Source organism: Paraburkholderia sp. SEWSISQ10-3 4, from assembly GCF_030464785.1.
Classification (GTDB): domain Bacteria; phylum Pseudomonadota; class Gammaproteobacteria; order Burkholderiales; family Burkholderiaceae; genus Paraburkholderia; species Paraburkholderia aspalathi.
Genome location: NZ_JALPRI010000001.1, coordinates 1,103,523 through 1,125,243 on the forward strand (window position 1 = coordinate 1,103,523; position 21,721 = coordinate 1,125,243).

General features: G+C 61.0%; 20 protein-coding genes. 15 read left to right on the forward strand and 5 right to left on the reverse strand.

Translation table 11 applies throughout. From position 1 onward, the window contains the following. Window positions 1–23: 23 nt before the first annotated feature. The 5 genes from M0D68_RS04955 to M0D68_RS04975 form a co-directional block, all read right to left on the reverse strand. Window positions 24–1,475: a bifunctional 2-methylcitrate dehydratase/aconitate hydratase gene (locus tag M0D68_RS04955; protein ID WP_093634419.1), complete on the reverse strand. Its 1,452-nt coding sequence runs from the start codon at window positions 1,473–1,475 to the stop codon at window positions 24–26. A gap of 25 nt (window positions 1,476–1,500) precedes the next feature. Further along, a complete protein-coding gene (locus M0D68_RS04960; protein WP_200617449.1) occupies window positions 1,501–2,001 on the reverse strand; it encodes a hypothetical protein in 501 nt (166 codons plus the stop codon). A gap of 105 nt (window positions 2,002–2,106) precedes the next feature. Further along, entirely contained in the window at window positions 2,107–3,294 is a 1,188-nt protein-coding gene (gene prpC, locus M0D68_RS04965; RefSeq protein ID WP_054034786.1) for a 2-methylcitrate synthase, read from the reverse strand. A gap of 163 nt (window positions 3,295–3,457) precedes the next feature. Beyond that, window positions 3,458–4,471: a CoA ester lyase gene (locus M0D68_RS04970; protein ID WP_256457304.1), complete on the reverse strand. Its 1,014-nt coding sequence runs from the start codon at window positions 4,469–4,471 to the stop codon at window positions 3,458–3,460. A gap of 227 nt (window positions 4,472–4,698) precedes the next feature. Then, entirely contained in the window at window positions 4,699–5,682 is a 984-nt protein-coding gene (locus M0D68_RS04975) for a malate dehydrogenase (RefSeq protein WP_074289036.1), read from the reverse strand. A 505-nt stretch (window positions 5,683–6,187) separates the two neighbouring features. Here M0D68_RS04975 and M0D68_RS04980 point away from each other — a divergent pair. The 15 genes from M0D68_RS04980 (at window position 6,188) to M0D68_RS05050 (ending at window position 21,708) form a co-directional block, all read left to right on the forward strand. Further along, window positions 6,188–6,988, forward strand: a complete 801-nt coding sequence (locus tag M0D68_RS04980; protein ID WP_054034789.1) for a GntR family transcriptional regulator — start codon at window positions 6,188–6,190, stop codon at window positions 6,986–6,988. 157 nt (window positions 6,989–7,145) lie between these two features. Next, the gene (gene sdhC, locus M0D68_RS04985) at window positions 7,146–7,562 is read left to right on the forward strand and encodes a succinate dehydrogenase, cytochrome b556 subunit (protein ID WP_054034790.1); all 417 of its coding nucleotides are present in this window, start codon (window positions 7,146–7,148) and stop codon (window positions 7,560–7,562) included. 4 nt (window positions 7,563–7,566) lie between these two features. Beyond that, window positions 7,567–7,935 (forward strand): succinate dehydrogenase, hydrophobic membrane anchor protein, encoded by a 369-nt coding sequence (gene sdhD, locus M0D68_RS04990; RefSeq protein ID WP_054034791.1) that lies wholly within the window; start codon window positions 7,567–7,569, stop codon window positions 7,933–7,935. A 4-nt stretch (window positions 7,936–7,939) separates the two neighbouring features. Further along, window positions 7,940–9,715 carry a succinate dehydrogenase flavoprotein subunit gene (gene sdhA / locus M0D68_RS04995; RefSeq protein ID WP_093634934.1) on the forward strand — a complete coding sequence of 592 codons (1,776 nt, stop codon included), beginning with the start codon at window positions 7,940–7,942 and terminating at the stop codon, window positions 9,713–9,715. Window positions 9,716–9,739: 24 nt separating this feature from the next. Further along, the gene (locus M0D68_RS05000) at window positions 9,740–10,444 is read left to right on the forward strand and encodes a succinate dehydrogenase iron-sulfur subunit (RefSeq protein ID WP_054034792.1); all 705 of its coding nucleotides are present in this window, start codon (window positions 9,740–9,742) and stop codon (window positions 10,442–10,444) included. Window position 10,445: 1 nt separating this feature from the next. Then, window positions 10,446–10,721: a succinate dehydrogenase assembly factor 2 gene (locus M0D68_RS05005; protein ID WP_074289032.1), complete on the forward strand. Its 276-nt coding sequence runs from the start codon at window positions 10,446–10,448 to the stop codon at window positions 10,719–10,721. Between the two features lie 92 nt (window positions 10,722–10,813). Next, window positions 10,814–12,115 carry a citrate synthase gene (gltA, locus tag M0D68_RS05010; RefSeq protein WP_028196113.1) on the forward strand — a complete coding sequence of 434 codons (1,302 nt, stop codon included), beginning with the start codon at window positions 10,814–10,816 and terminating at the stop codon, window positions 12,113–12,115. A 286-nt stretch (window positions 12,116–12,401) separates the two neighbouring features. Then, complete coding sequence (gene leuC, locus M0D68_RS05015) at window positions 12,402–13,811, forward strand: 3-isopropylmalate dehydratase large subunit (protein WP_154557951.1); 1,410 nt, start codon at window positions 12,402–12,404, stop codon at window positions 13,809–13,811. Between the two features lie 6 nt (window positions 13,812–13,817). Next, complete coding sequence (locus M0D68_RS05020; protein ID WP_028196115.1) at window positions 13,818–13,976, forward strand: entericidin A/B family lipoprotein; 159 nt, start codon at window positions 13,818–13,820, stop codon at window positions 13,974–13,976. 86 nt (window positions 13,977–14,062) lie between these two features. Continuing rightward, window positions 14,063–14,716, forward strand: a complete 654-nt coding sequence (leuD, locus tag M0D68_RS05025) for a 3-isopropylmalate dehydratase small subunit (protein WP_154557949.1) — start codon at window positions 14,063–14,065, stop codon at window positions 14,714–14,716. An 80-nt stretch (window positions 14,717–14,796) separates the two neighbouring features. Further along, window positions 14,797–15,864 carry a 3-isopropylmalate dehydrogenase gene (gene leuB / locus M0D68_RS05030; protein WP_211699796.1) on the forward strand — a complete coding sequence of 356 codons (1,068 nt, stop codon included), beginning with the start codon at window positions 14,797–14,799 and terminating at the stop codon, window positions 15,862–15,864. A gap of 370 nt (window positions 15,865–16,234) precedes the next feature. After that, complete coding sequence (asd, locus tag M0D68_RS05035; protein ID WP_027805102.1) at window positions 16,235–17,356, forward strand: aspartate-semialdehyde dehydrogenase; 1,122 nt, start codon at window positions 16,235–16,237, stop codon at window positions 17,354–17,356. A 139-nt stretch (window positions 17,357–17,495) separates the two neighbouring features. After that, window positions 17,496–20,189 carry a FimV/HubP family polar landmark protein gene (locus tag M0D68_RS05040; RefSeq protein WP_266223908.1) on the forward strand — a complete coding sequence of 898 codons (2,694 nt, stop codon included), beginning with the start codon at window positions 17,496–17,498 and terminating at the stop codon, window positions 20,187–20,189. After that, a complete protein-coding gene (truA, locus tag M0D68_RS05045) occupies window positions 20,186–20,998 on the forward strand; it encodes a tRNA pseudouridine(38-40) synthase TruA (protein WP_266223909.1) in 813 nt (270 codons plus the stop codon). The genes M0D68_RS05040 and truA overlap by 4 nt, the downstream gene beginning before the upstream one ends. Continuing rightward, on the forward strand, window positions 20,995–21,708 hold the full coding sequence (locus M0D68_RS05050; protein WP_054034795.1) for a phosphoribosylanthranilate isomerase: 714 nt from the start codon (window positions 20,995–20,997) through the stop codon (window positions 21,706–21,708). The genes truA and M0D68_RS05050 overlap by 4 nt, the downstream gene beginning before the upstream one ends. Window positions 21,709–21,721 lie beyond the last annotated feature (13 nt).

The following is a 21,721-nucleotide window of genomic DNA, read 5'->3' on the forward strand; positions in this document are numbered from 1 at the left end:
GATCGCGGAACTACTGTACTTAACTAGATGACGTACAAATCGACGTATTCATTGACCGGCATGGCTTCGAGCCTTGCCTGATCGAGCGACACGTCGAGAATCGCCAGTTGTTGCTTGACCGGAAAGCGGCGCGCGAGATTGGTCTTGAACTTCTCGACCAGCAACGGTATCCCGTCTTCGCGACGACGCTTATGACCGATCGGGTATTCGACTACAACTTCGTCGAACGTCGACCCATCGTTGAATTCGACCGTCAGTGCATTGGCGATCGAACGCTTCTCCGGATCGTGGTAATCCTTCGTGAACTGCGCGTCTTCGACGCATTCCATCCTGGCGCGCAGCACATCGATACGCGCGTCCTGCGCGATCGAATCTTCATAATCCGCGGCCGTCAGGCGGCCATGGATCAACGGCACGGCGATCATGTATTGAATGCAATGATCGCGGTCGGCCGGATTGTTCAGGGGGCCCTTCTTGTCGATGATACGGATCGCGGCTTCGTGTGTGCGGATCGTGATCTTCTTGATGTCTTCCACTCGCTTGCCTGCTGCATTGAGTTGCGCATGCAGCGTCATTGCCGCTTCCACCGCCGTCTGCGCGTGGAATTCAGCCGGGAACGAGATCTTGAACAACACGTTTTCCATCACGTACGAGCCATACGGACGCTGGAACTTGAACGCATTGCCTTTGAACAGGACATCGTAAAAGCCCCACGTCTTCGCGGTCAGCACCGACGGATAGCCCATCTCGCCAGTCTTCGCGATCAGCGCAAGACGTACGGCGCGCGAAGTCGCATCGCCTGCCGCCCACGACTTGCGCGAACCCGTGTTCGGCGCGTGACGGTAGGTGCGCAGCGCATGTCCATCGACAAACGCCTGCGATACCGCGTTGATTAACTCTTCGCGCGTCAAACCGATCAGTTGGCCGACCACGGCGGTGGAAGCCAGCTTCACCAGCAATACGTGATCGAGCCCGACCTTGTTGAACGAGTTTTCGAGCGCGATACAGCCTTGAATTTCGTGCGCCTTGATCATGCCGATCAACACGTCTTTCATCGTCAGTGGCTTTTTGCCCGCTGCAATGGCACTGCGCGAGAGCCAGTCGGCCGTTGCCAGAATCCCGCCGAGGTTATCCGACGGATGGCCCCATTCGGCAGCCAGCCATGTGTCGTTGAAGTCCAGCCAGCGGATCATTGCGCCGATATTGAAGGCGGCTTGAACCGGGTCCAGCTGGAACGACGTGCCCGGCACCTTCGCGCCGTTGGGGACGATCGTGCCCGGCACAATCGGTCCCATCAGCTTGGTGCAGGCAGGATAGGTGAGCGCCTCGAGTCCGCAGCCGAGCGTATCGATCAGGCAGTTACGCGCGGTGTCAAGCGCGAGCGTGCTGTCGATCGGAAATTCCAGTACGTAATCGACGATATCGACCAGGACTGAGTCCGGGTCGGGTCGCACGTTGGAAATCGGAGCGGACATCGGGGAGCTTTCCTGATGTAACTGATTAGTTGCTGGTCTTATCGATCGCGTTCGATTGCGTCGGAGCCGGTGCGCCTTGTTGCATGGCTACCGTCTTGCACTCGTCGGCCAGACGCGAGCTGTCCTTATCCGAGAACAGCATTGCCTTCGTCGGGATCACGACCAGGTCCATACCCGATGCTGCGTCGTGGAAGCGGTCTGCGCCCGTGGTGGTCGATTCGCGCGGCAGATTGTAGTTTTTGTTCGCCCAGTGAACCGTGACGATCTGGTCACGCTTCATGTCGCCCTTCAGGTCGAATGCCAGACCTTCGTTGCACGACCACTTTTCCGAACCTTCCGGCACCGGATCAACCTTCGCTTCCTTGGCAGGATTGGCCTTGCGCTTGATCAGGCGCTTCGGTTGCGGCTTCTTCGGCACAGCCTTGGCAGCCGGCGTGGTGGTGGTTTGTGCAGCGGCATCCGTCGCAACGGTCAGCATCGTCGTGGACAAAGCGCCGATTACGGCGGCGATCAACAGCTTATTCATGGAGGAGAACCTTTCTATCTAGTTTCAGTTGAACAGTACGCGGGCTACCGGTCCTGGCAACCGCGAGGGTTGAACTGCACGCGCTTCGAAAGCGCACAGCGACCGCTATTTTCTCCTATTTAGCGCCACGAACTTCAAATTCTCTGGACCGGTGTAATTCGCACTCGGACGGATGATCTTGTTGTCGATCCGTTGCTCGATAATGTGCGCACTCCAGCCTGCCGTACGGGCGATCACGAACAGCGGCGTGAACATCGCCGTCGGCACGCCCATCATGTGATACGAAACCGCGCTGAACCAGTCGAGATTTGGAAACATCTTTTTCACATCTGCCATCACTGTTTCAAGTCGCTCGGCGATATTGAACAGCTTCAGGTTGCCCGCTTCCTTCGACAGCTTCTTCGCGACTTCCTTGATGACCTTGTTGCGCGGGTCGGAAATCGTGTACACCGGGTGACCGAAACCGATCACCACTTCCTTGTTTTCGACGCGCTTGCGGATGTCGGCTTCAGCCTCATCCGGCGTCTGATAGCGCGACTGGATCTCGAACGCGACTTCGTTGGCGCCGCCATGCTTCGGGCCACGCAGTGCACCGATTGCACCGGTAATCGCCGAGTAGATGTCCGATCCCGTACCGGCGATCACACGGCCGGTGAACGTCGACGCGTTGAATTCATGCTCGGCGTACAGGTTCAGCGACACATGCATCGCGTCGACCCACGCCTTCGACGGCTCTACGCCGTGCAGCAGGTGCAGGAAGTGGCCGCCAATCGAATCATCATCGGTTTCAACTTCGATGCGCTTGCCGTTGTGCGAGTAGTGGTACCAGTACAGCAGCATCGAACCGAGCGAGGCCATCAGCTTGTCGGCGATGTCGCGTGCGCCCGGCAGGTTGTGGTCGTCTTTCTCCGGCAACACGGTGCCGAGCACCGACACGCCGGTGCGCATCACATCCATCGGGTGCGCGGCGGCCGGAATCCACTCCAGCGCGGCTTTCACGTTCGCGGGCAAACCGCGCAACGCCTTGAGCTTGGTCTTGTAGGCGGTCAGTTCGGCTTGCGTCGGCAGCTTTTCGTGGACCAGCAGATAAGCGATCTCTTCGAATTCGCATGCGCCGGCGATGTCGAGAATGTCGTAGCCGCGGTAATGCAGGTCGTTGCCGGTCTTGCCGACCGTGCACAGCGCGGTGTTGCCAGCCGTCACACCGGACAGCGCGACGGATTTCTTCGGTTTGAAGGCGCTTTTAGATTCGTTCTCGCCTTGTGCACCGGCGGTTTGCGTCGTCTCGCTCATCTCCCGCAATCTCCTTTGTGCCTGCTCATTGTTTCCGGTTGAACCACGGATTCGACGTCTGTTTCCTGCTGCGCGAGACGCTGCTTCGATTCGCTTGTACGGCGCCACACGAGGGCGCTTTCCAGCGCTGCCACGCCGACTGCTGCATTGGCCATCGTGCTCATCATGCGGCTTGCCCGTTAGCGCCCACTTTCGTGAAGAGCGGCGCAGCGTCTTGCGGGACGGCGCGACCCGTGGATTGCGCGCGACGCAGCACCGACCAGTAGTAGCGATAGCTCGCCCGGTCATGCAGCGTGTCGTGATAGCGCGTCGGCCCCCATTGCGCCGACTGCGCAGCCAGCAGAATTTCGGTAGCAGTGACGATTTCTTCGTCGCGCGGAGCAAACGCAGCGACGATCGCTTCGATCTGCGCCGGATGGATGCTCCACATGCGCGTGTAGCCGAACTCGTTGCGGGCACGTGCGGCGTCGTTTGCGACGACGCTCATGTCGCGCACTTCGGTGCTGACGTTATGCGACGGCACCTTGCCGTACGCATGACAGGCCGCCGAAATCTCGAGCTTGGCGCGCCGCACCAGCGGATGATCGAACTGACCGGGCGAGCGCATGGCGGTGTCGGGAATCGCGCCATCGTGCGCGGAAACAAAGTCCATCAGGCCGAAGCTCAGCGCCTCGACGCCGGGCAGCGCGGCCAGATCGAACACGCGCGTCAATGCGCCATGCGTCTCGACCAGCAGTTGCACCGGTACCGGCTGCGCGATGCCGAGTTCACGCCGCATCGCCTCGATGAACGCGACCATTTCGGCGGCATCGGGCACGTTGCGGATTTTCGGCAGGGTGATGTAAGCAGGCGCTCGCTTTGCGGCCCGCAGAATGAGACGGACGTCATCACGCCAGTGCGCGTGATCGAAGTCGTGAATCCGCACGCCGACGCGGCCGAAGCGGTCATGCTCGCTGCCCAGCAGCGATGCGACCAGCTCCGCGTGTTCCGCTTCGCGGCCGACCTGTGCACCGTCTTCGCAATCGAGCGTGATGTCGAACACCGGGCCGAGTTGCTGCTGCAATGCCAGTGATTTCAGCATCAGCTTCTCGCTGCCGGCGTAGTGATCGCAGGCAGGCAGCACAGCGGGCGGCACTTCGCCGTCAAACAGCACTTCGGCGGGTGTGAGGGCGCGCATCTTCGGCGTCAGGATTCTGGGTGGTCGGGTGGGTAAATCGGATTCGGACGCGTTCTGCTCGGCGATCAACCAGCCATGACGCAAAGCGCGTTCGAATCAGAGGCGAATACTGGCACGACAAATTGCGAAGTGAACCGCAATTTCGTGGGACGTACCTGCATTCGCACGTAAAAAACCGGAACCCGCCGCGATAAAGCTACGGAGTTCCGGTTCGTCTGCATCAGGGCTTAGCCGAGCAGATGTTGAACGCCTTCGCGCTCTTCGAGCAGCTCGTTCAGCGTGCCGTCCATCTTTTCGCGCGAGAACGCGTCGATTGCCAGACCTTCAACGCGCTTGTACTCGCCGTTTTCGCACGTAACCGGCACACCGTAGATGATGTCTTCCGGAATGCCATACGAACCGTCCGACGGGATACCCATCGTGACCCACTTGCCGTTCGTGCCGAGCACCCAGTCACGCACGTGGTCGATTGCAGCGTTAGCTGCCGACGCTGCCGACGACAGGCCGCGCGCTTCGATGATCGCCGCGCCGCGCTTGCCGACGGTCGGGATGAACGTGTTGCGGTTCCATTCTTCGTCGTTGATCAGCTTGGTCAGGTCTTGACCTTCTGCCGTTGCAACGCGGAAGTCCGGGTACATGGTCGGCGAGTGGTTGCCCCACACAGCCAGCTTTTCGATCGAAGCGACCGGCTTGCCCGACTTGGCGGCCAATTGCGACAGCGCGCGGTTGTGGTCGAGGCGCAGCATGGCGGTGAAGTTCTTCTTCGGCAGATCCGGCGCCGACTTCATTGCGATGTAAGCGTTGGTGTTGGCCGGGTTGCCGACCACCAGCACCTTCACGTCGCGGCTCGCGACTTCGTTCAGCGCCTTGCCCTGAACCGTGAAGATTTCGGCGTTTGCCGACAGCAGGTCTTTACGCTCCATGCCTTTCGAACGCGGACGTGCGCCGACCAGCAAGGCAACGTCTGCATCCTTGAATGCAACCTTCGGGTCGTCAGTGATCACGACACCCGACAGCAGCGGGAATGCGCAATCATCCAGTTCCATCACGACGCCTTTGACGGCGCCTTGCGCTTGCGGCAGGTCGAGCAGTTGCAGGATAACCGGCTGGTCCTTACCGAGCAGGTCGCCATTGGCGATGCGGAACAGTAGGGAGTAAGCGATTTGACCTGCGGCGCCGGTGACGGCAACGCGCTTTGCGGGCTTAGCCATTGAGAAATCTCCAGGACGATGCGTTAGACGCTAGGGAAAACGCCATTCTATATGTGCGTTCAGCGAAGCGTTGTGAAACACGGCGGAATTCACTGTTTGCGTACGGCCTCGGAATGTGCCGAGGCTGTGCGGCGCGCTGCGGCAAGACCGCCATGCCGGAAACCTGTGCTGCTGGGCGGGGAGCGGGGCATCCTGGCGCCGGGTAGCCGCTGCACGATGCGGGCTCCTGCAAACAGCGCGTTTCGGCAAGCGTCTGACCAACGAATGGCGGCGAATCGAAACCTGGACTGCGTGGGAACAGCATGGCGCAGAGTGGCTGCCGGTGCGCTGCGGCGCTGTATTGCACAGTGCAAAACAGCCGCCGAAAAACCCGCAAACCCTTGCTCGACAAGGAGTGTAGGAGCCGTCAGACACAAAGTCAACATTATCTTATGTCTTATATAAGACATATCTGTTGCGGGGAAAACCCTAGACGCGGCCCGGCCCTTTATGATGAAATGCGCGGATGACTTCGAACCAGGCGAACACCGCGAATCCGAACGGCCATGGGGCCACGGGCGAGGGTGTATCCGCTGCCACGCCCGCCACGTCGCCCACTTTCAGCCCCTTGTATCAGCAGATCAAGGGCTTGATTACGCAGAGCCTCGAAACCGGCGAATGGAAACCTGGCGAGATCATTCCTAGTGAAGTCGAATTGGCGGCCAGATTCAAGGTCAGTCAGGGAACTGTGCGCAAAGCGATCGACGAGCTTGCTGCCGACAACCTGCTGGTGCGCCGCCAGGGCAAGGGTACTTTTGTTGCAACGCACAATGAAGACCGCGCCCAGTTTCGCTTCCTCAGATTACTGGCCGATGACGGCGCGGAACATCCGCACGTCAGCCGCCTGCTTGAGTGTCGGCGTTTGCGTGCTTCGGCGGACATCGCCCGGCAACTCGATCTGAAACCCGCCGATCCGGTGGTGTTGATCAAGCGCTTGCTGCAGTTCGACGGTGAAGTCACCGTACTGGACGAAATCTGGTTACCCGGCGCGGTGTTTCGCGGGCTCACGCTCGAGCGGCTGTCGGAGTATAAAGGTCCCCTCTACGCCATGTTCGAGACGGAATTCGGCACACGCATGATCCGCGCAACGGAGAAGATCCGCGCGGTCGCAGCTGATCCGGCGGTCGCCGATCTGCTGCATGTGCCGGCGGGTTTCCCGCTGCTTTCGGTCGAACGCGTCTCCTATACATATGGAGACCGGCCGGTTGAGGTGCGCCGTGGTTGGTATGTCACAACCGGGTATTACTATCAGAACGATCTGAGCTGAATCGGGACGAAAAAAGGCGTCGCGTCCCACACGCGCGCCTGTTTGAAGGCGCCTTTATCGCGCGCGCTGTAACGGACCTGTAGTGGTTTTCGCTGCAGCGCGATATAAAAAGGCGCTAAAATTGCGGATTAGTGTGACTACATAGTAGGGGTCTAGCATGGCTGAAGCCGTAAAAAAACCGAGGCCGGAATTCCGGAACATCGGTATCGGGCAGATTTTGACGGCATACCGTCTCCCGCTAGCGGGGCGCGTGTCGATCTTGCACCGCCTAAGCGGTGGGCTGCTTTTTGTTTTTCTTCCGTTCCTGCTGTACCTCTTCGATCAGAGCCTGACTTCCGAACTCAGTTTCGAAGTCTTCAAGGGCTTCCTCTCCAACATCATTGTCAAGCTCATCACGCTCGTTCTCGCGTGGGCCTTCCTGTTCCACTTCTGCGCGGGTGTCCGTCACCTGTTCATGGACACGAGCCACGGCCTCACGACTAAAGAGAAGGGCAAGCAAACCTCCATCGTGGTGCTGGTCGTTTCGTCGCTTCTGACGATTGCTTTCGCGCTCAAACTCTTCGGAGCATTCTAAAAAAATGGCAGCTAATAACCGAATCGGTCCGAAGCGTCTCGTCGTCGGCGCACATTACGGCCTGCGCGACTGGCTCGCCCAGCGCATTACCGCCTGCATCATGGCCGTCTACACGGTGATCCTGCTCGCGTGGTTCTTCGGCGCGCGCGACTTCTCGTATGACGGCTGGGCCTCGATCTTTGCAACGCAATGGATGAAGCTCGCCACGTTCGTCACGCTGCTGTCGCTGTTCTATCACGCGTGGGTTGGTATCCGCGACATCTGGATGGACTATGTGAAGCCCGTTGGCACGCGCCTGTTTCTTCAAGCGCTGACGATCGTCTGGCTGCTCGCATGTGCGGGCTACGCTGCGCAGATTCTCTGGAGAGTGTAAAAGAATGGCTGCAATCAAGAATTCTCTGCCGCGTCGCAAGTTTGACGTGGTTATCGTCGGCGCAGGCGGCTCGGGGATGCGCGCTTCGCTGCAACTCGCGCGCGCCGGTCTGTCGGTTTGCGTGCTGTCCAAGGTGTTCCCGACGCGGTCGCACACGGTCGCTGCCCAAGGCGGCATCGGCGCCTCGCTCGGCAACATGAGCGAAGACAATTGGCACTACCACTTCTACGACACGATCAAGGGTTCCGACTGGCTCGGCGACCAGGACGCGATCGAGTTCATGTGCCGTGAAGCACCGAACGCCGTGTACGAGCTCGAACACTTCGGCATGCCGTTCGACCGTAACGCTGACGGCACGATTTACCAACGCCCGTTCGGCGGCCACACCGCCAACTACGGCGAAAAACCGGTGCAACGCGCTTGCGCGGCCGCTGACCGTACGGGTCACGCGCTGCTGCACACGCTGTACCAGCAAAACGTGGCAGCCAAGACGCAGTTCTTCGTCGAATGGATGGCGCTGGATCTGATCCGCGACGCCGACGGCGACGTGCTTGGTGTCACCGCGCTGGAAATGGAAACCGGCGACGTTTACATCCTCGAAGGCAAGACCACGCTGTTCGCTACGGGCGGCGCGGGCCGGATCTTCGCAGCATCCACGAATGCGTTCATCAACACCGGTGACGGCCTGGGCATGGCCGCGCGTTCGGGTATCGCACTGCAAGACATGGAATTCTGGCAATTCCACCCCACCGGCGTGGCCGGCGCGGGCGTGCTGATTACCGAAGGCGTGCGTGGAGAAGGCGGCATTCTGCGCAACTCGAACGGCGAGCGTTTCATGGAACGCTACGCGCCGACGCTGAAGGATCTGGCGCCGCGCGACTTCGTTTCGCGTTCGATGGACCAGGAAATCAAGGAAGGCCGTGGCGTGGGTCCGAACAAGGACCACGTGCTGCTCGACCTGTCGCACATCGGCGCTGAGACGATCATGAAGCGTCTGCCGTCGATCCGCGAAATCGCCATGAAGTTCGCGAACGTCGACTGTATTAAAGAGCCGATTCCGGTTGTGCCGACCATCCACTATCAGATGGGTGGTATCCCGACGAACATCAACGGCCAGGTCGTTGGCACGTCGCGGGATCACAAGGAGGTCGTCAACGGTTTCTACGCAGTGGGCGAATGCTCGTGCGTGTCGGTGCACGGCGCAAACCGTCTCGGCACGAACTCGCTGCTCGACCTGGTGGTGTTCGGCCGCGCGGCCGGCAACCACATCGTCAAGCACGTGAAGGACATCAAGGAACACAAGCCGCTGCCGGCCGACGCAGGCGATTTCTCGCTGGCGCGTCTGAACAAGCTGGACAAGTCCACGTCGGGCGAATACTCGCAGACCGTTGCGGCCGACATCCGCTCTACCATGCAGGCGCACGCAGGCGTGTTCCGCACGTCGAAGCTGCTGGCCGAAGGTGTCGAGCGGATTCGCGAAGTGGCTGACCGTGTCGACAACATCTACCTGAAAGACAAGTCGAAGGTGTTCAACACGGCGCGTATCGAAGCACTGGAAGTGGAGAACCTGATCGAAGTGGCCCGCGCCACGATGGTTTCCGCCGAAGCCCGCAAGGAAAGCCGCGGCGCGCACGCGCAAGACGACTTCGAACATCGCGACGACGAAAACTGGCTGCGCCATACGCTGTGGTTCAGCGAAGGCGATCGCCTCGACTACAAGCCGGTTCAGATGCAACCGCTGACCGTCGAATCGGTGCCGCCGAAAGCGCGTACCTTCTAAGGCACAAGTCAAAGGAATTCAGAAATGGCCAAGCGTACATTTGAAATTTACCGCTACGATCCGGACAAGGACGCAGCGCCGCGCATGCAAACGTACGAGATCGAAATCGACTCGCACGAACGCATGCTGCTCGACGCGCTGCTCAAGCTGAAAGCGATGGACGAAACCTTGTCGTTCCGCCGTTCGTGCCGTGAAGGCGTGTGCGGTTCGGACGCGATGAACATCAACGGCAAGAATGGTCTGGCCTGCTTGCAGAACATGAACGACCTGCCGCAGAAGATCGTGCTGCGTCCGCTGCCGGGCCTGCCCGTCGTGCGCGACCTGATTTGCGACTTCACGCAGTTCTTCAACCAGTATCACTCGATCAAGCCGTACCTGATCAACGATACGCCGCCGCCGGAAAAGGAACGTCTGCAGTCGCCGGAAGAACGCGACGAGCTCGACGGCCTGTACGAATGTATTCTGTGCGCTAGCTGCTCTACGTCGTGCCCGAGCTTCTGGTGGAATCCGGACAAGTTCGTCGGCCCGGCTGGTCTGTTGCAGGCCTATCGTTTCATCGCGGATAGCCGCGACGAAGCGACGGGTGAACGCCTCGACAATCTGGAAGATCCGTACCGTCTGTTCCGTTGCCATACGATCATGAATTGCGTCGACGTCTGCCCGAAGGGCCTGAACCCGACCAAGGCGATTGGCAAGATCAAGGAATTGATGGTTCGCCGCGCAGTCTAGGATGAACACAGAAACATCGCATCAGTCCGACCCTCTCCGCCGCGCGCGCCTTCGCTGGCGCGCGCGGCGGGGCCTGCTGGAAAACGATCTGATCTTTGAACGTTTTTTCAGCCGATATGAGCATGACCTCAGCGATGCCGATGTTGGCGCTCTCACGCGCCTGCTCGAGCTGAGCGATAACGACCTGATGGACTTGCTGCTCGTTCGCAAGGAACCGGAAGGCGAACTTGCCGACCCGGATGTGATCCGGGTGCTGGAGCTGTTGCGGAATGCTTGAGCACCGCTAACGTCTTGAGCGCCGCTTGTCCGTTGTTCCCAGGCGTGCAAATTATCGAAACCCTGTTTCCATACTTCGATTGAGGATGTGCTATGACCCCGTCAGATGTTAAAGCCACGCTATCGTTCAGCGACAATTCGCCGAGCGTTGAAATGCCGATTTACAAGGGCACTCTCGGCCCGGACGTGATCGACATCCGCAAACTGTACGGCCAGACCGGCAAGTTCACGTACGACCCGGGCTTTATGTCGACGGCGGCGTGCAATTCGGCGATCACGTACATCGACGGTGACAAGGGCGAGCTGCTGTATCGCGGCTACCCGATCGACAACCTCGCGCAAAACGCCGACTTCCTCGAAACCTGCTATCTGCTGCTGAAGGGCGAACTGCCGAACGCGCAGCAGAAAGACGAGTTCGTGAACACCGTCACGAAGCACACGATGGTGCATGAGCAAATGCACTTCTTCTTCCGTGGCTTCCGTCGCGACGCACACCCGATGGCGATTCTGGTCGCTGCAGTCGGCGCGCTGTCGGCGTTCTATCACGACTCGCTCGACATCAACAATCCGCGTCACCGTGAAGTGTCGGCCATTCGCATGATCGCGAAGCTGCCTACGCTCGTCGCGATGGCGTACAAGTACAGCATCGGTCAGCCGTTTGCGTACCCGAAGAACGACCTGTCGTACAGCGCGAACTTCATGCACATGATGTTCTCGAACCCGTGCGAAGAGTACAAGGTCAACGACGTGCTGGTGCGTGCGCTGGACCGTATCCTGATCCTGCACGCTGACCACGAACAGAATGCGTCGACCTCGACGGTTCGTCTGGCGGGTTCGTCGGGCGCTAACCCGTTCGCGTGTATCGCGGCCGGTATCGCTTGCCTGTGGGGCCCGGCGCACGGTGGTGCGAACGAAGCCGCGCTGAACATGCTGGAAGAGATTGGTTCGGTCGACAATATTCCTGAGTTCATCAAGCAGGTGAAGGACAAGAACTCGGGCGTGAAGCTGATGGGCTTCGGTCACCGCGTCTACAAGAACTACGATCCGCGTGCGAAGCTGATGCGCGAAACCTGCCACGAAGTGCTGGAAGAGCTGGGCCTGCACGACGACCCGCTGTTCAAGCTGGCCATGGCGCTGGAAAAGATCGCTCTGGAAGACGAATACTTCGTGTCGCGCAAGCTGTACCCGAACGTCGACTTCTACTCGGGCATCGTGCAGCGCGCGCTGGGCATCCCGACGTCGATGTTCACGTGTATCTTCGCGATGGCACGTACGGTCGGCTGGATTGCACAGTGGAACGAAATGATCGCTGATCCGGAACAGAAGATTGGCCGTCCGCGTCAACTGTTCATCGGCGACACGCAACGCGAAGCGAAGCCGATAGCGCAACGCTAAGCGGTAGTCTTTGCGGCGCGTTTTATCGCCCGTAGGGCTGTGAAATGCGTGAGACTGGATGAATGAAAAACGCCCCAACGGGTCGACCGTTGGGGCGTTTTGTTTTGGATAGGTGCAACTGCCGGTGGCAATAGGGGTCCGGGTAACATCCATACAGGTATCGTCACTACCACCCAACTCCCTGTTTTTTATCGGTTTTTTGCATGATTCATGGGCCCTAAGCGGGGTTCTGCGTGGCATAATCGACCGACACAGTCAGCCCGCAGTCATTACTACCCCGCATACCATGGCACAGACTCTCTACGACAAATTGTGGAACACACACGTGGTCCACACGGAAGAAGACGGTACGACGATTCTCTATATCGACCGTCACCTGCTGCACGAAGTCACCAGCCCTCAGGCGTTTGAAGGCCTGAAGCTGGCTGAACGTCCGGTGTGGCGTATCAGCGCGAATCTGGCGGTGTCGGACCACAACGTCCCCACAACGGATCGCAGCCACGGCATTGCCGATCCGGTCTCCAAGCTGCAAGTCGATACGCTCGACACGAACTGCGACGCCTATGGCATCACGCAGTTCAAGATGAACGACCTGCGTCAGGGCATCGTGCACATCATCGGGCCGGAGCAGGGCGCTACGCTGCCGGGCATGACCATTGTCTGCGGCGACTCGCACACGTCCACGCACGGCGCGTTCGGCGCGCTGGCGCACGGCATCGGCACCTCGGAGGTCGAGCACGTGCTGGCCACGCAAACGCTCTTGCAGAAGAAGAGCAAGAACATGCTGGTGAAGGTCGAAGGCCCGTTGCCGCGCGGCTGTACGGCGAAAGACATCGTGCTCGCGATCATCGGCAAGATCGGCACGGCAGGCGGCACGGGCTATGCGATCGAATTCGGCGGTTCGACGATTCGCGCGCTGTCCATGGAAGGCCGCATGACGGTCTGCAACATGGCGATTGAAGCGGGCGCGCGCGCCGGCATGGTCGCTGTAGACGACACCACGATCGAATACCTGAAGGGCCGTCCCTTTTCGCCGGCAGGCGTCGAGTGGGATCACGCGGTCGAGTACTGGAAGCAGTTCAAGTCAGACGAAGGCGCGCAATTCGACCGCGTGGTCGAGCTGAACGCTGCGGAAATCGTGCCGCAAGTCACGTGGGGCACGTCGCCGGAAATGGTCACGGCCGTGGACGGCCGCGTGCCGGATCCGGAGCGCGAAAAAGACCCGGTCAAGCGCGATGCAATGGAGCGCGCGCTGAAGTACATGGCGCTCGAACCGAATGCGCCGATCGAATCCATCAAGCCGGATAAAATCTTCATTGGGTCGTGCACCAACGCGCGCATTGAAGACATTCGCGCTGCGGCATACGTCGTGAAGAAGCTCGGCCGCCGCGTTGCACCGAACATCCGTCTGGCCATGGTCGTGCCGGGTTCGGGTCTGGTGAAGGCGCAAGCGGAACGTGAAGGCCTCGACAAGGTCTTTACGGATGCCGGTTTCGAATGGCGTGAGCCCGGTTGCTCGATGTGTCTCGCAATGAACGCCGACCGGTTGGATCCGGGCGAGCGTTGCGCATCCACGTCGAATCGTAATTTCGAAGGTCGTCAGGGCGCCGGTGGCCGTACCCACCTCGTGAGCCCCGCGATGGCTGCTGCAGCGGCTATCGAAGGGCATTTCGTCGATATTCGCAAGCTTGGATAAACACGCATGATGAAGAACATGAATCGCACCACTCTTTTGCGGCGTTTCGCACTCGGTACCCTGGCCGGGCTATTGCTCGGTCTGGCCGGCTGCAACACGGTGCACGGATTTGGCGAGGACATGTCGCACCTCGGCAATTCGATCAGCAATCACGCTGACAAATAAGCGGTTTTTGATTTTTGCCGGCGATGCGCCGGGCGGTTTTCCGGCCGTCACGCGCATCGCCCGGTCTCGAAACAGGCGCAAGCGTCATGGATAAATTCATCGTACACACCGGCGTCGTGGCGCCGCTCGATCGTGAGAACGTCGACACGGACGCGATCATTCCGAAGCAATTCCTGAAGTCGATCAAGCGCACGGGTTTCGGTCCGAACGCGTTCGACGAATGGCGCTACCTCGACCACGGCGAGCCGGGTCAAGACAACTCGAAGCGTCCGCTGAACCCGGATTTCGTGCTGAATCAGCCGCGCTATCAGGGCGCTTCAGTGCTGTTGGCGCGCAAGAACTTCGGTTGCGGCAGCTCGCGTGAGCACGCACCGTGGGCGTTGGAGCAGTATGGTTTCCGCGCAATCATTGCGCCGAGCTTCGCCGATATTTTCTACAACAACTGCTTCAAGAACGGCGTGCTGCCGATCGTGCTGACCGAACAGCAAGTCGATCACCTGTTCAACGAAACGTACGCGTTCAACGGCTTCAAGCTGACCGTCGACCTGGAAGCGCAAGTCGTGCGCACGTCGGACGGTAGCGCCGAATATCCGTTCGAAGTGGCAGCGTTCCGCAAGTACTGCCTGCTGAATGGCTTCGACGATATCGGCCTCACGCTGCGTCATGCTGACAAGATTCGCCAGTTCGAAGCCGAGCGGATCGCGAAGCAGCCGTGGCTGAATCACCGCATCGTCGGGTAAGGCCTTATAGGCCCGAGAGCCCACCGGCTCGCTGATTCACGCTTAGAAAAGTCTCGAAGAAAATCATCAAGGAAACTCGCATGAAGATCGCAGTCTTGCCGGGCGACGGCATCGGTCCCGAAATCGTCAAGGAAGCCGTCAAGGTCCTGAACGTGCTGGGCGAAAAGTTCGAACTCGAAGAAGCGCCGGTTGGCGGCGCGGGTTACGAAGCGAAGGGCCATCCGCTGCCCGATTCGACGCTGGCGCTGGCGAAAGAAGCCGATGCGATCCTGTTCGGCGCCGTTGGCGACTGGAAGTACGACTCGCTCGAACGTGCGCTGCGTCCGGAGCAGGCGATTCTCGGTCTGCGCAAGCACCTGCAATTGTTCGCGAACTTCCGTCCGGCAATCTGCTATCCGCAACTCACGGGCGCTTCCTCGTTGAAGGAAGAGATCGTTTCGGGTCTCGACATCCTGATCGTGCGCGAACTGAACGGCGACATCTACTTCGGCGCGCCGCGCGGCGTGCGTTCGTCGCCGGATGGGCTGTTTGAAGGCGCGAAGGAAGGTTTCGACACGATGCGTTATTCGGAACCCGAAGTGCGCCGCATTGCGCACGTCGCGTTTCAGGCCGCACAAAAGCGCCAGAAGAGGCTGACGAGCGTGGATAAGGCCAACGTGCTTGAAACGTCGCAGTTCTGGCGCGACGTGATGATCGACGTGTCGAAGGAATACGCTGACGTCGAGTTGTCGCACATGTACGTGGACAACGCGGCGATGCAACTGGTCAAGGCGCCGAAGGCGTTCGACGTGGTTGTGACCGGCAACATGTTCGGCGACATTCTGTCGGATGAAGCCGCGATGCTGACGGGCTCGATCGGCATGCTGCCGTCGGCATCGCTCGACAAGAACAACAAGGGCTTGTACGAGCCGTCGCACGGTTCCGCGCCGGATATCGCCGGCAAGGGCGTGGCGAATCCGTTGGCAACGATTCTGTCGGCCGCGATGATGCTGCGCTATTCGCTGAACAAGGCGGAACAGGCGGATCGCATCGAAAACGCGGTGAAGAGGGTGCTGGAGCAAGGCCTCCGCACGGGCGATATCCTGACGCCGGGTTGCAAGCAGGTCGGCACCGTGGCGATGGGCGATGCAGTGGTCGCCGCGCTGTAAGGCGCTTTGAAGCACTTGGTAGTTAGGCCGCTAAACAGTCTTCAAAGCGACCTTTAAAACGCGAATTGGCCTCGAAACAGGCCGATTCGCGCGCAATACGGACGATAGCGGCAGACGATCACGTCGCCAGATTCCGGTTTTCGTGTATATTGTAGCGATGGCGCACATGGCTCAAATCTCCTCGATTTCGAAACTGCACGGCAAAACGGCCCGTGTGGTTGAGCTCGCCATTACCATCAAAGCGCTCATTAAAACGATTACCCCGAAAACGATCACGAAACGCTGATCGTCCGTCGTGCCCGCTCATCTTCCCCGCGCGGTCACTGCGGGCAAAGATGCGGGGAAGTTTCCATTCGAAGGGTATGAAGTCATGAACGTAGGTCTCGTAGGTTGGCGCGGTATGGTCGGCAGCGTCCTGATGCAACGTATGCAACAGGAAGGCGATTTCGACTTGATCGAACCGGTGTTTTTCAGCACCAGCAACGCGGGCGGCAACGCGCCGTCGTTCGCCAAAAACGAGACCAAGCTCAAAGATGCGACAAGCATCGAAGACCTGAAGAAGTGCGAAGCGATCATCTCCTGCCAGGGCGGCGATTACACGAATGAAGTGTTCCCGAAGCTGCGCGCAGCGGGCTGGAACGGCTATTGGATCGACGCGGCCTCGTCGCTGCGCATGAAAGATGACGCGGTCATCATTCTCGATCCGGTCAACCTCGACGTGATCAAGAACGCGCTGGTCAAGGGCCAGAAGAATTTCATCGGCGGCAACTGTACGGTCAGCCTGATGCTGATGGCGCTGGGCGGCCTATTCCGCGAAAACCTCGTCGACTGGATGACGGCCATGACGTATCAGGCCGCTTCGGGCGCGGGCGCGCAAAACATGCGCGAACTGCTGCAGCAAATGGGCACGCTGTACGGCGCGGCCAAGGAAGACCTGGCGGATCCGTCGTCGGCGATTCTCGACATCGACCGTCGCGTGCTGAGCGCCATGAACAGCGACCGTATGCCGACCGACAACTTTGGCGTGCCGCTCGCCGGCTCGCTGATTCCGTGGATCGACAAGGATCTCGGTAACGGCATGTCGAAGGAAGAATGGAAGGGCGGCGCGGAAACCAACAAGATTCTGGGCAAGCCGGCTATGGGCACGCCGGGTTCGATCCCTGTAGATGGCCTCTGCGTGCGGATCGGCGCAATGCGCTGCCACTCGCAGGCATTGACCATCAAGCTGAACAAGGATGTGCCGCTGGACGAAGTGAACAGCATCCTTGCGTCGGGCAACGACTGGGTCAAGGTTGTGCCGAACGAACGCGAAGCCTCCATGCGCGATCTGTCCCCGGCCGTGGTCACGGGCACGCTGACTGTGCCGGTTGGCCGTGTGCGCAAACTGGCGATGGGCGGCGAATATCTGTCGGCCTTCACGGTCGGCGATCAGCTGCTGTGGGGCGCGGCAGAACCGCTGCGTCGCATGCTTCGCATTGTGCTCGACAAGTAAAGTAAACTACGCGCTCACGACGTGTAGAAAACTCAAAAAGCGTCGCGCTTGCGCGGCGCTTTTTTCATTGTGTGCTCCGATTATCTTGTCTCTTTTCAACCGCAAAAAAGGGCTGCGCGCTGACGCGCCTGGAGTCCCGATGAACCTTCGACTCTCTTCCCTTCGGGCTATGTCTATGCATCAAGGTATAGGCCGGCTGACGGCCATGACCGCTTTTGCGTTCGCGCTGGCGGGCGCCGGTGTGGGTAGCGCAGTGGCAGCGCCGGGCGACGCCGCGAGCGCGCCCGAGGGCGCTTCCGTTTCTTACGCCGCCGGGAGCCAATATACGGTGCGGCCCGGGCAGTCGTTGAATGACGTGGCGATTGCCGTCACGCAATCGCACGACAAGGGGACGCTCGCACGCGCTTCGCGCGCGCTGTTCGAGGCGAATCCGAACGCCTTCATGAGTCATGATCCGAGCCGGATGCGTGTCGGCGCGCTATTGACGATCCCGGCACTGGATGCGACCGGCGCTCCGGCGGCTTCTGCGCCGGTTGCGGGGTCTGCGTCTGCGGCGTCATCGGCCGCTACGGCTGCGGCGGCTTCCGCGCCGAACGCGGCGACGGTTGGTGCTGCTGTCGGCGCCGCGAGCGGCGTGGCGCAGGTCAACGCCGCGGCGGCGAGCGCGGCAAGCGCTGCGGCTCAGGCTGCCACGCCTGCGGTTTCAGGGACGGCCAGCTCGACGGCTGAAGCCAGCTCGGCGACGCCGGGTAGCTCGGCAGCGGCCGGCGTGGCCGCCGTAGCAGGGTCGCAGGCCGTGCCGGCCAGCGGCGCACACGTCTGGTCGGGCGCGATCCAGCCTTCGGCCAGTGAGGCTGCCGAAGGCGCGTCGGCGGCTGCCGCAGCGGCGGCCGGCGCACAACCGGCATCGCAACCGCGCGCGCAGGTTTCGAGCTTGCAGCAATTGCTTGCGCTGAAAAACCGCGTGCTGATGGAACTGCAGAAACATGGCATCGGCGGTACGCCGGCCGCGACGGTCCCGCCTGCTACAAACGGTGCGCAACCGGCCGCCGGCGCTTCGTCTGCGGCAGCCGTTTCCGGTCATGGCAGCGCGCCGGTTTCCACGTCGACCGACGCCGGCATCTCGCAGACGAATTTGAGCATCGCGGCGGCGATCGGCGCGGCGTTGGTCGCGCTGCTGGCCGCTTTGCGTCTGGGTCGACGTAAGCGCGTTGCTGCTGCCGCGACAGGCGGCTCCTCGCTGGCGGAGGACGCAGCGGCGGCTTCCGCGCGAGCGGCTGCGTCGCAGGATGTCGATTCGACGCACGAAGCGTCAGACGTAAGCGGCGAAGCGGCAGCAGGGCATGCAGCGGCGTCGGCGCCGACTGACCACGAGAGCGCTGGGGATGACGCGGCAGCGCGAGAAGTGGCGGAACGCGTGGCAGCGGAGCGTGAAGCGGAAATTCGCGCGGCGGCGGCGCGTGAAGCCGCGGTACGCGAGGCAGCAGAGCGAGAAAATGCAGAGCGCGCGGCGACCGAACGCCAGGCGGCGGAACGTGCAGAAGCGGAACGCGCTGCGGTGGAGAAGGCAGAAGCCGAACACGCAGCTGCGTCACAGGCTGCGGCGGAGCGCGCCGAAGCTGAACGCGCGGAGGCAGACAAAGCCGCGGCTGCGCGTGCGGCAGAAGATCATGACGCGGCGCAACGCGCCGCAGCAGAACACGAAGCCGGTGCTCACCAACCGCTCACAGGCTTGCCCGCACAAGACCACGACGCGTTCCAACACGCATTGCAGGAAATCCACCCGACACCCGCGCCGTTCGAAGCTACGCAACCGAGCCCGGACACCGAACCTCTTCCCTCGGCCTATCACGAAAACCTCGACGGGGCGACCACGGCTGCAAGCCTCGCAGCCGCCGCGGAACTCGGTGCTGAAGCATTGCCGCTGACACCGCTTGAGCCGGTCGACGAGAGCTTCCAGCAAGAGGCGCCTCCGCACCCTCTGCAATGGGACGACGAGCCGGCAAGCACGCAGGCCACGCCGTTGGCAGAGCCGACGAATGAGCCGCTTGCAGAGTCGTGGAGCCATCAGGACACCCCACCCCCGGTTATCGACTTCACGCGGCAGCAGGCCGAACCGCACACGACTTCGCCGTTCGGTCAGCCGCACGGCGAGACGTCGGCGTTCGATACGCCGGTGCCAGCGGTGTCGGCAGTACCCCCGGCCCAACAGGACGCAGTCCACGTCGAACCACAACCGCAGTCACATCAGCACGCCGAACCCGCGACGCCCGACGGCGCACCAAATTTCGAACTGGCACCCATCACGCCAGTTCAGCCCGCGCTGTCCGTGCCGACCGAGTTCCCGCGCGACGCCCTCGACGCATTCAGCAGTCTCAACATGCCATTGCCGCCGCGCGTCGAATCGACCGACGACGAAGCGGTGAGCGTACCCGGATCGCTTGCGACACCACCGGTTGCCTCCCCGGAAATCACTGCGCAGCAAGCTGTGGCGCCGCACGATCCGGACGACTTCCCGCATGTCGCTGACGAAATCACCGCCGGCACCGCAGGCCACGCAGCCGTCGCGGGCCTGGGCGCAGCCGGCTTTGGCGCGCTGAAGCTCGATTTCGACCTGGAGTTGCCGCCGAGCCCAGCTCAACCGTTGCCGGTTTTCACGCGAGCGGATCTAAGCCGCATCGCCCGCAACAAGCTCGATCTGGCCGCCGAATATATCGACCTCGGTGATCTGTCCGGCGCGCGCACGCTCATCAACGAAGTGATCGAAGCGAACGATCCGGCCACGCGCACCGAGGCTCGCGCGCTGCTCTCGACGCTCGCGCCTTTGTCGTGAAGCGTATTGCGTTAGGCGTCCAGTACGACGGCTCGGCATTCTGCGGCTGGCAGTCGCAGCCGCACGGCAAGACTGTGCAGGACGAGCTCGAACGGGCGTTGCGCGAGTTCGCGCAAACGCCTGTGCAAACCGTTGTGGCTGGGCGCACGGATACTGGCGTGCACGGCCTCGGTCAGGTCGTGCATTTCGATACCGAACTCGATCGCACTGACTTTTCGTGGATTCGCGGCACCAACGCCTTCCTGCCGAAGACGATTGCCGTGCAATGGGCCAAGCCGATGCCCGACGAATTCCACGCGCGTTTTTCGGCGTTCGAACGGACCTATTACTACGTCCTGTACGTCCATCCGTTCCGCTCGCCAATGCAGGATACGCGAGCCGGCTGGGTACACACGCCGCTCGACGTCGAGGCCGTGCGGGCCGCCGCGGCCCATCTGATCGGCGAACACGATTTTTCGGCATTCCGTTCGTCGCAATGCCAGGCGAAAACGCCGGTCAAACATCTGTACCAGATCGACGTGCGGCAACAGGGCGACTTCGTTCATTTCCGTTTTCGGGCGAACGCGTTCCTGCACCACATGGTGCGCAACCTGATGGGCTGTCTCGTCGATATTGGCCGTGGACGCCATCCGGCCGAATGGATGGTCGAGGTTCTCGCCAGCCGCGATCGCGACTGTGCCGCGCCGACCTTCATGCCTGACGGCCTGTACCTGGCGCAGGTGGGCTATCCTGAGCATTTCGCCGTGCCCGCGCCGCAGACCGGCAGCGTGCCGTGGAGTACCGTATGGACCGAGCAAGCGCAAACATGAAATCAACTGAAAATCTGGCAGCCGAAGCAAACGCCGGCGCGCAGCAGCATGCCGCGCCGCATCGCACGCGCATCAAGCTGTGCGGCCTGTCGAAGCCGGAAGACGTGTCGCTGGCGATCGACCTCGGTGCCGACGCGATCGGCCTCGTGTTCTATCCGCCGAGCCCGCGTTCGGTGAGCGTCGCGCAAGCCGTCGAGCTGGTGCATGACGTGCCGCCGTTCATATCGGTAGTCGGCTTGTTCGTGAACGCAACGCCGGACTGGATCCGCGAAGTTGCCAGCAATGTCGGGCTGACGCTGCTGCAGTTCCACGGCGACGAAACCGCGGAGCAGTGCGAATCCCTCGCCAGCGTTGCGGGTTTGCCTTGGTTGCGCGCTTTGCGAGTCGCGGCGGATACTCAACCGGCAGATTTGGTAAAATCAGCGCTTAACTATTCAGCAGCCAGCGGCCTTCTGTTCGACACCCATGTCGAAGGCTATGGCGGCGGCGGGAAGGTTTTCGATTGGTCACTTATTCCAGCAGAGCTCGCGCGTCGGGCCGTTTTGAGTGGTGGGTTGAACGCGCAAAACGTCAGTGATGCGATCCATCGCGTGCGCCCGTACGCGGTCGATGTCTCGAGCGGCATCGAAGTGCCGGGCGCCAAGGGCGTGAAAGATCACGCCCGGATGGCGGCGTTCGTACGCGCAGTGCGCGCAGCGGACGCTGAATGATTCAGGCGGCGCG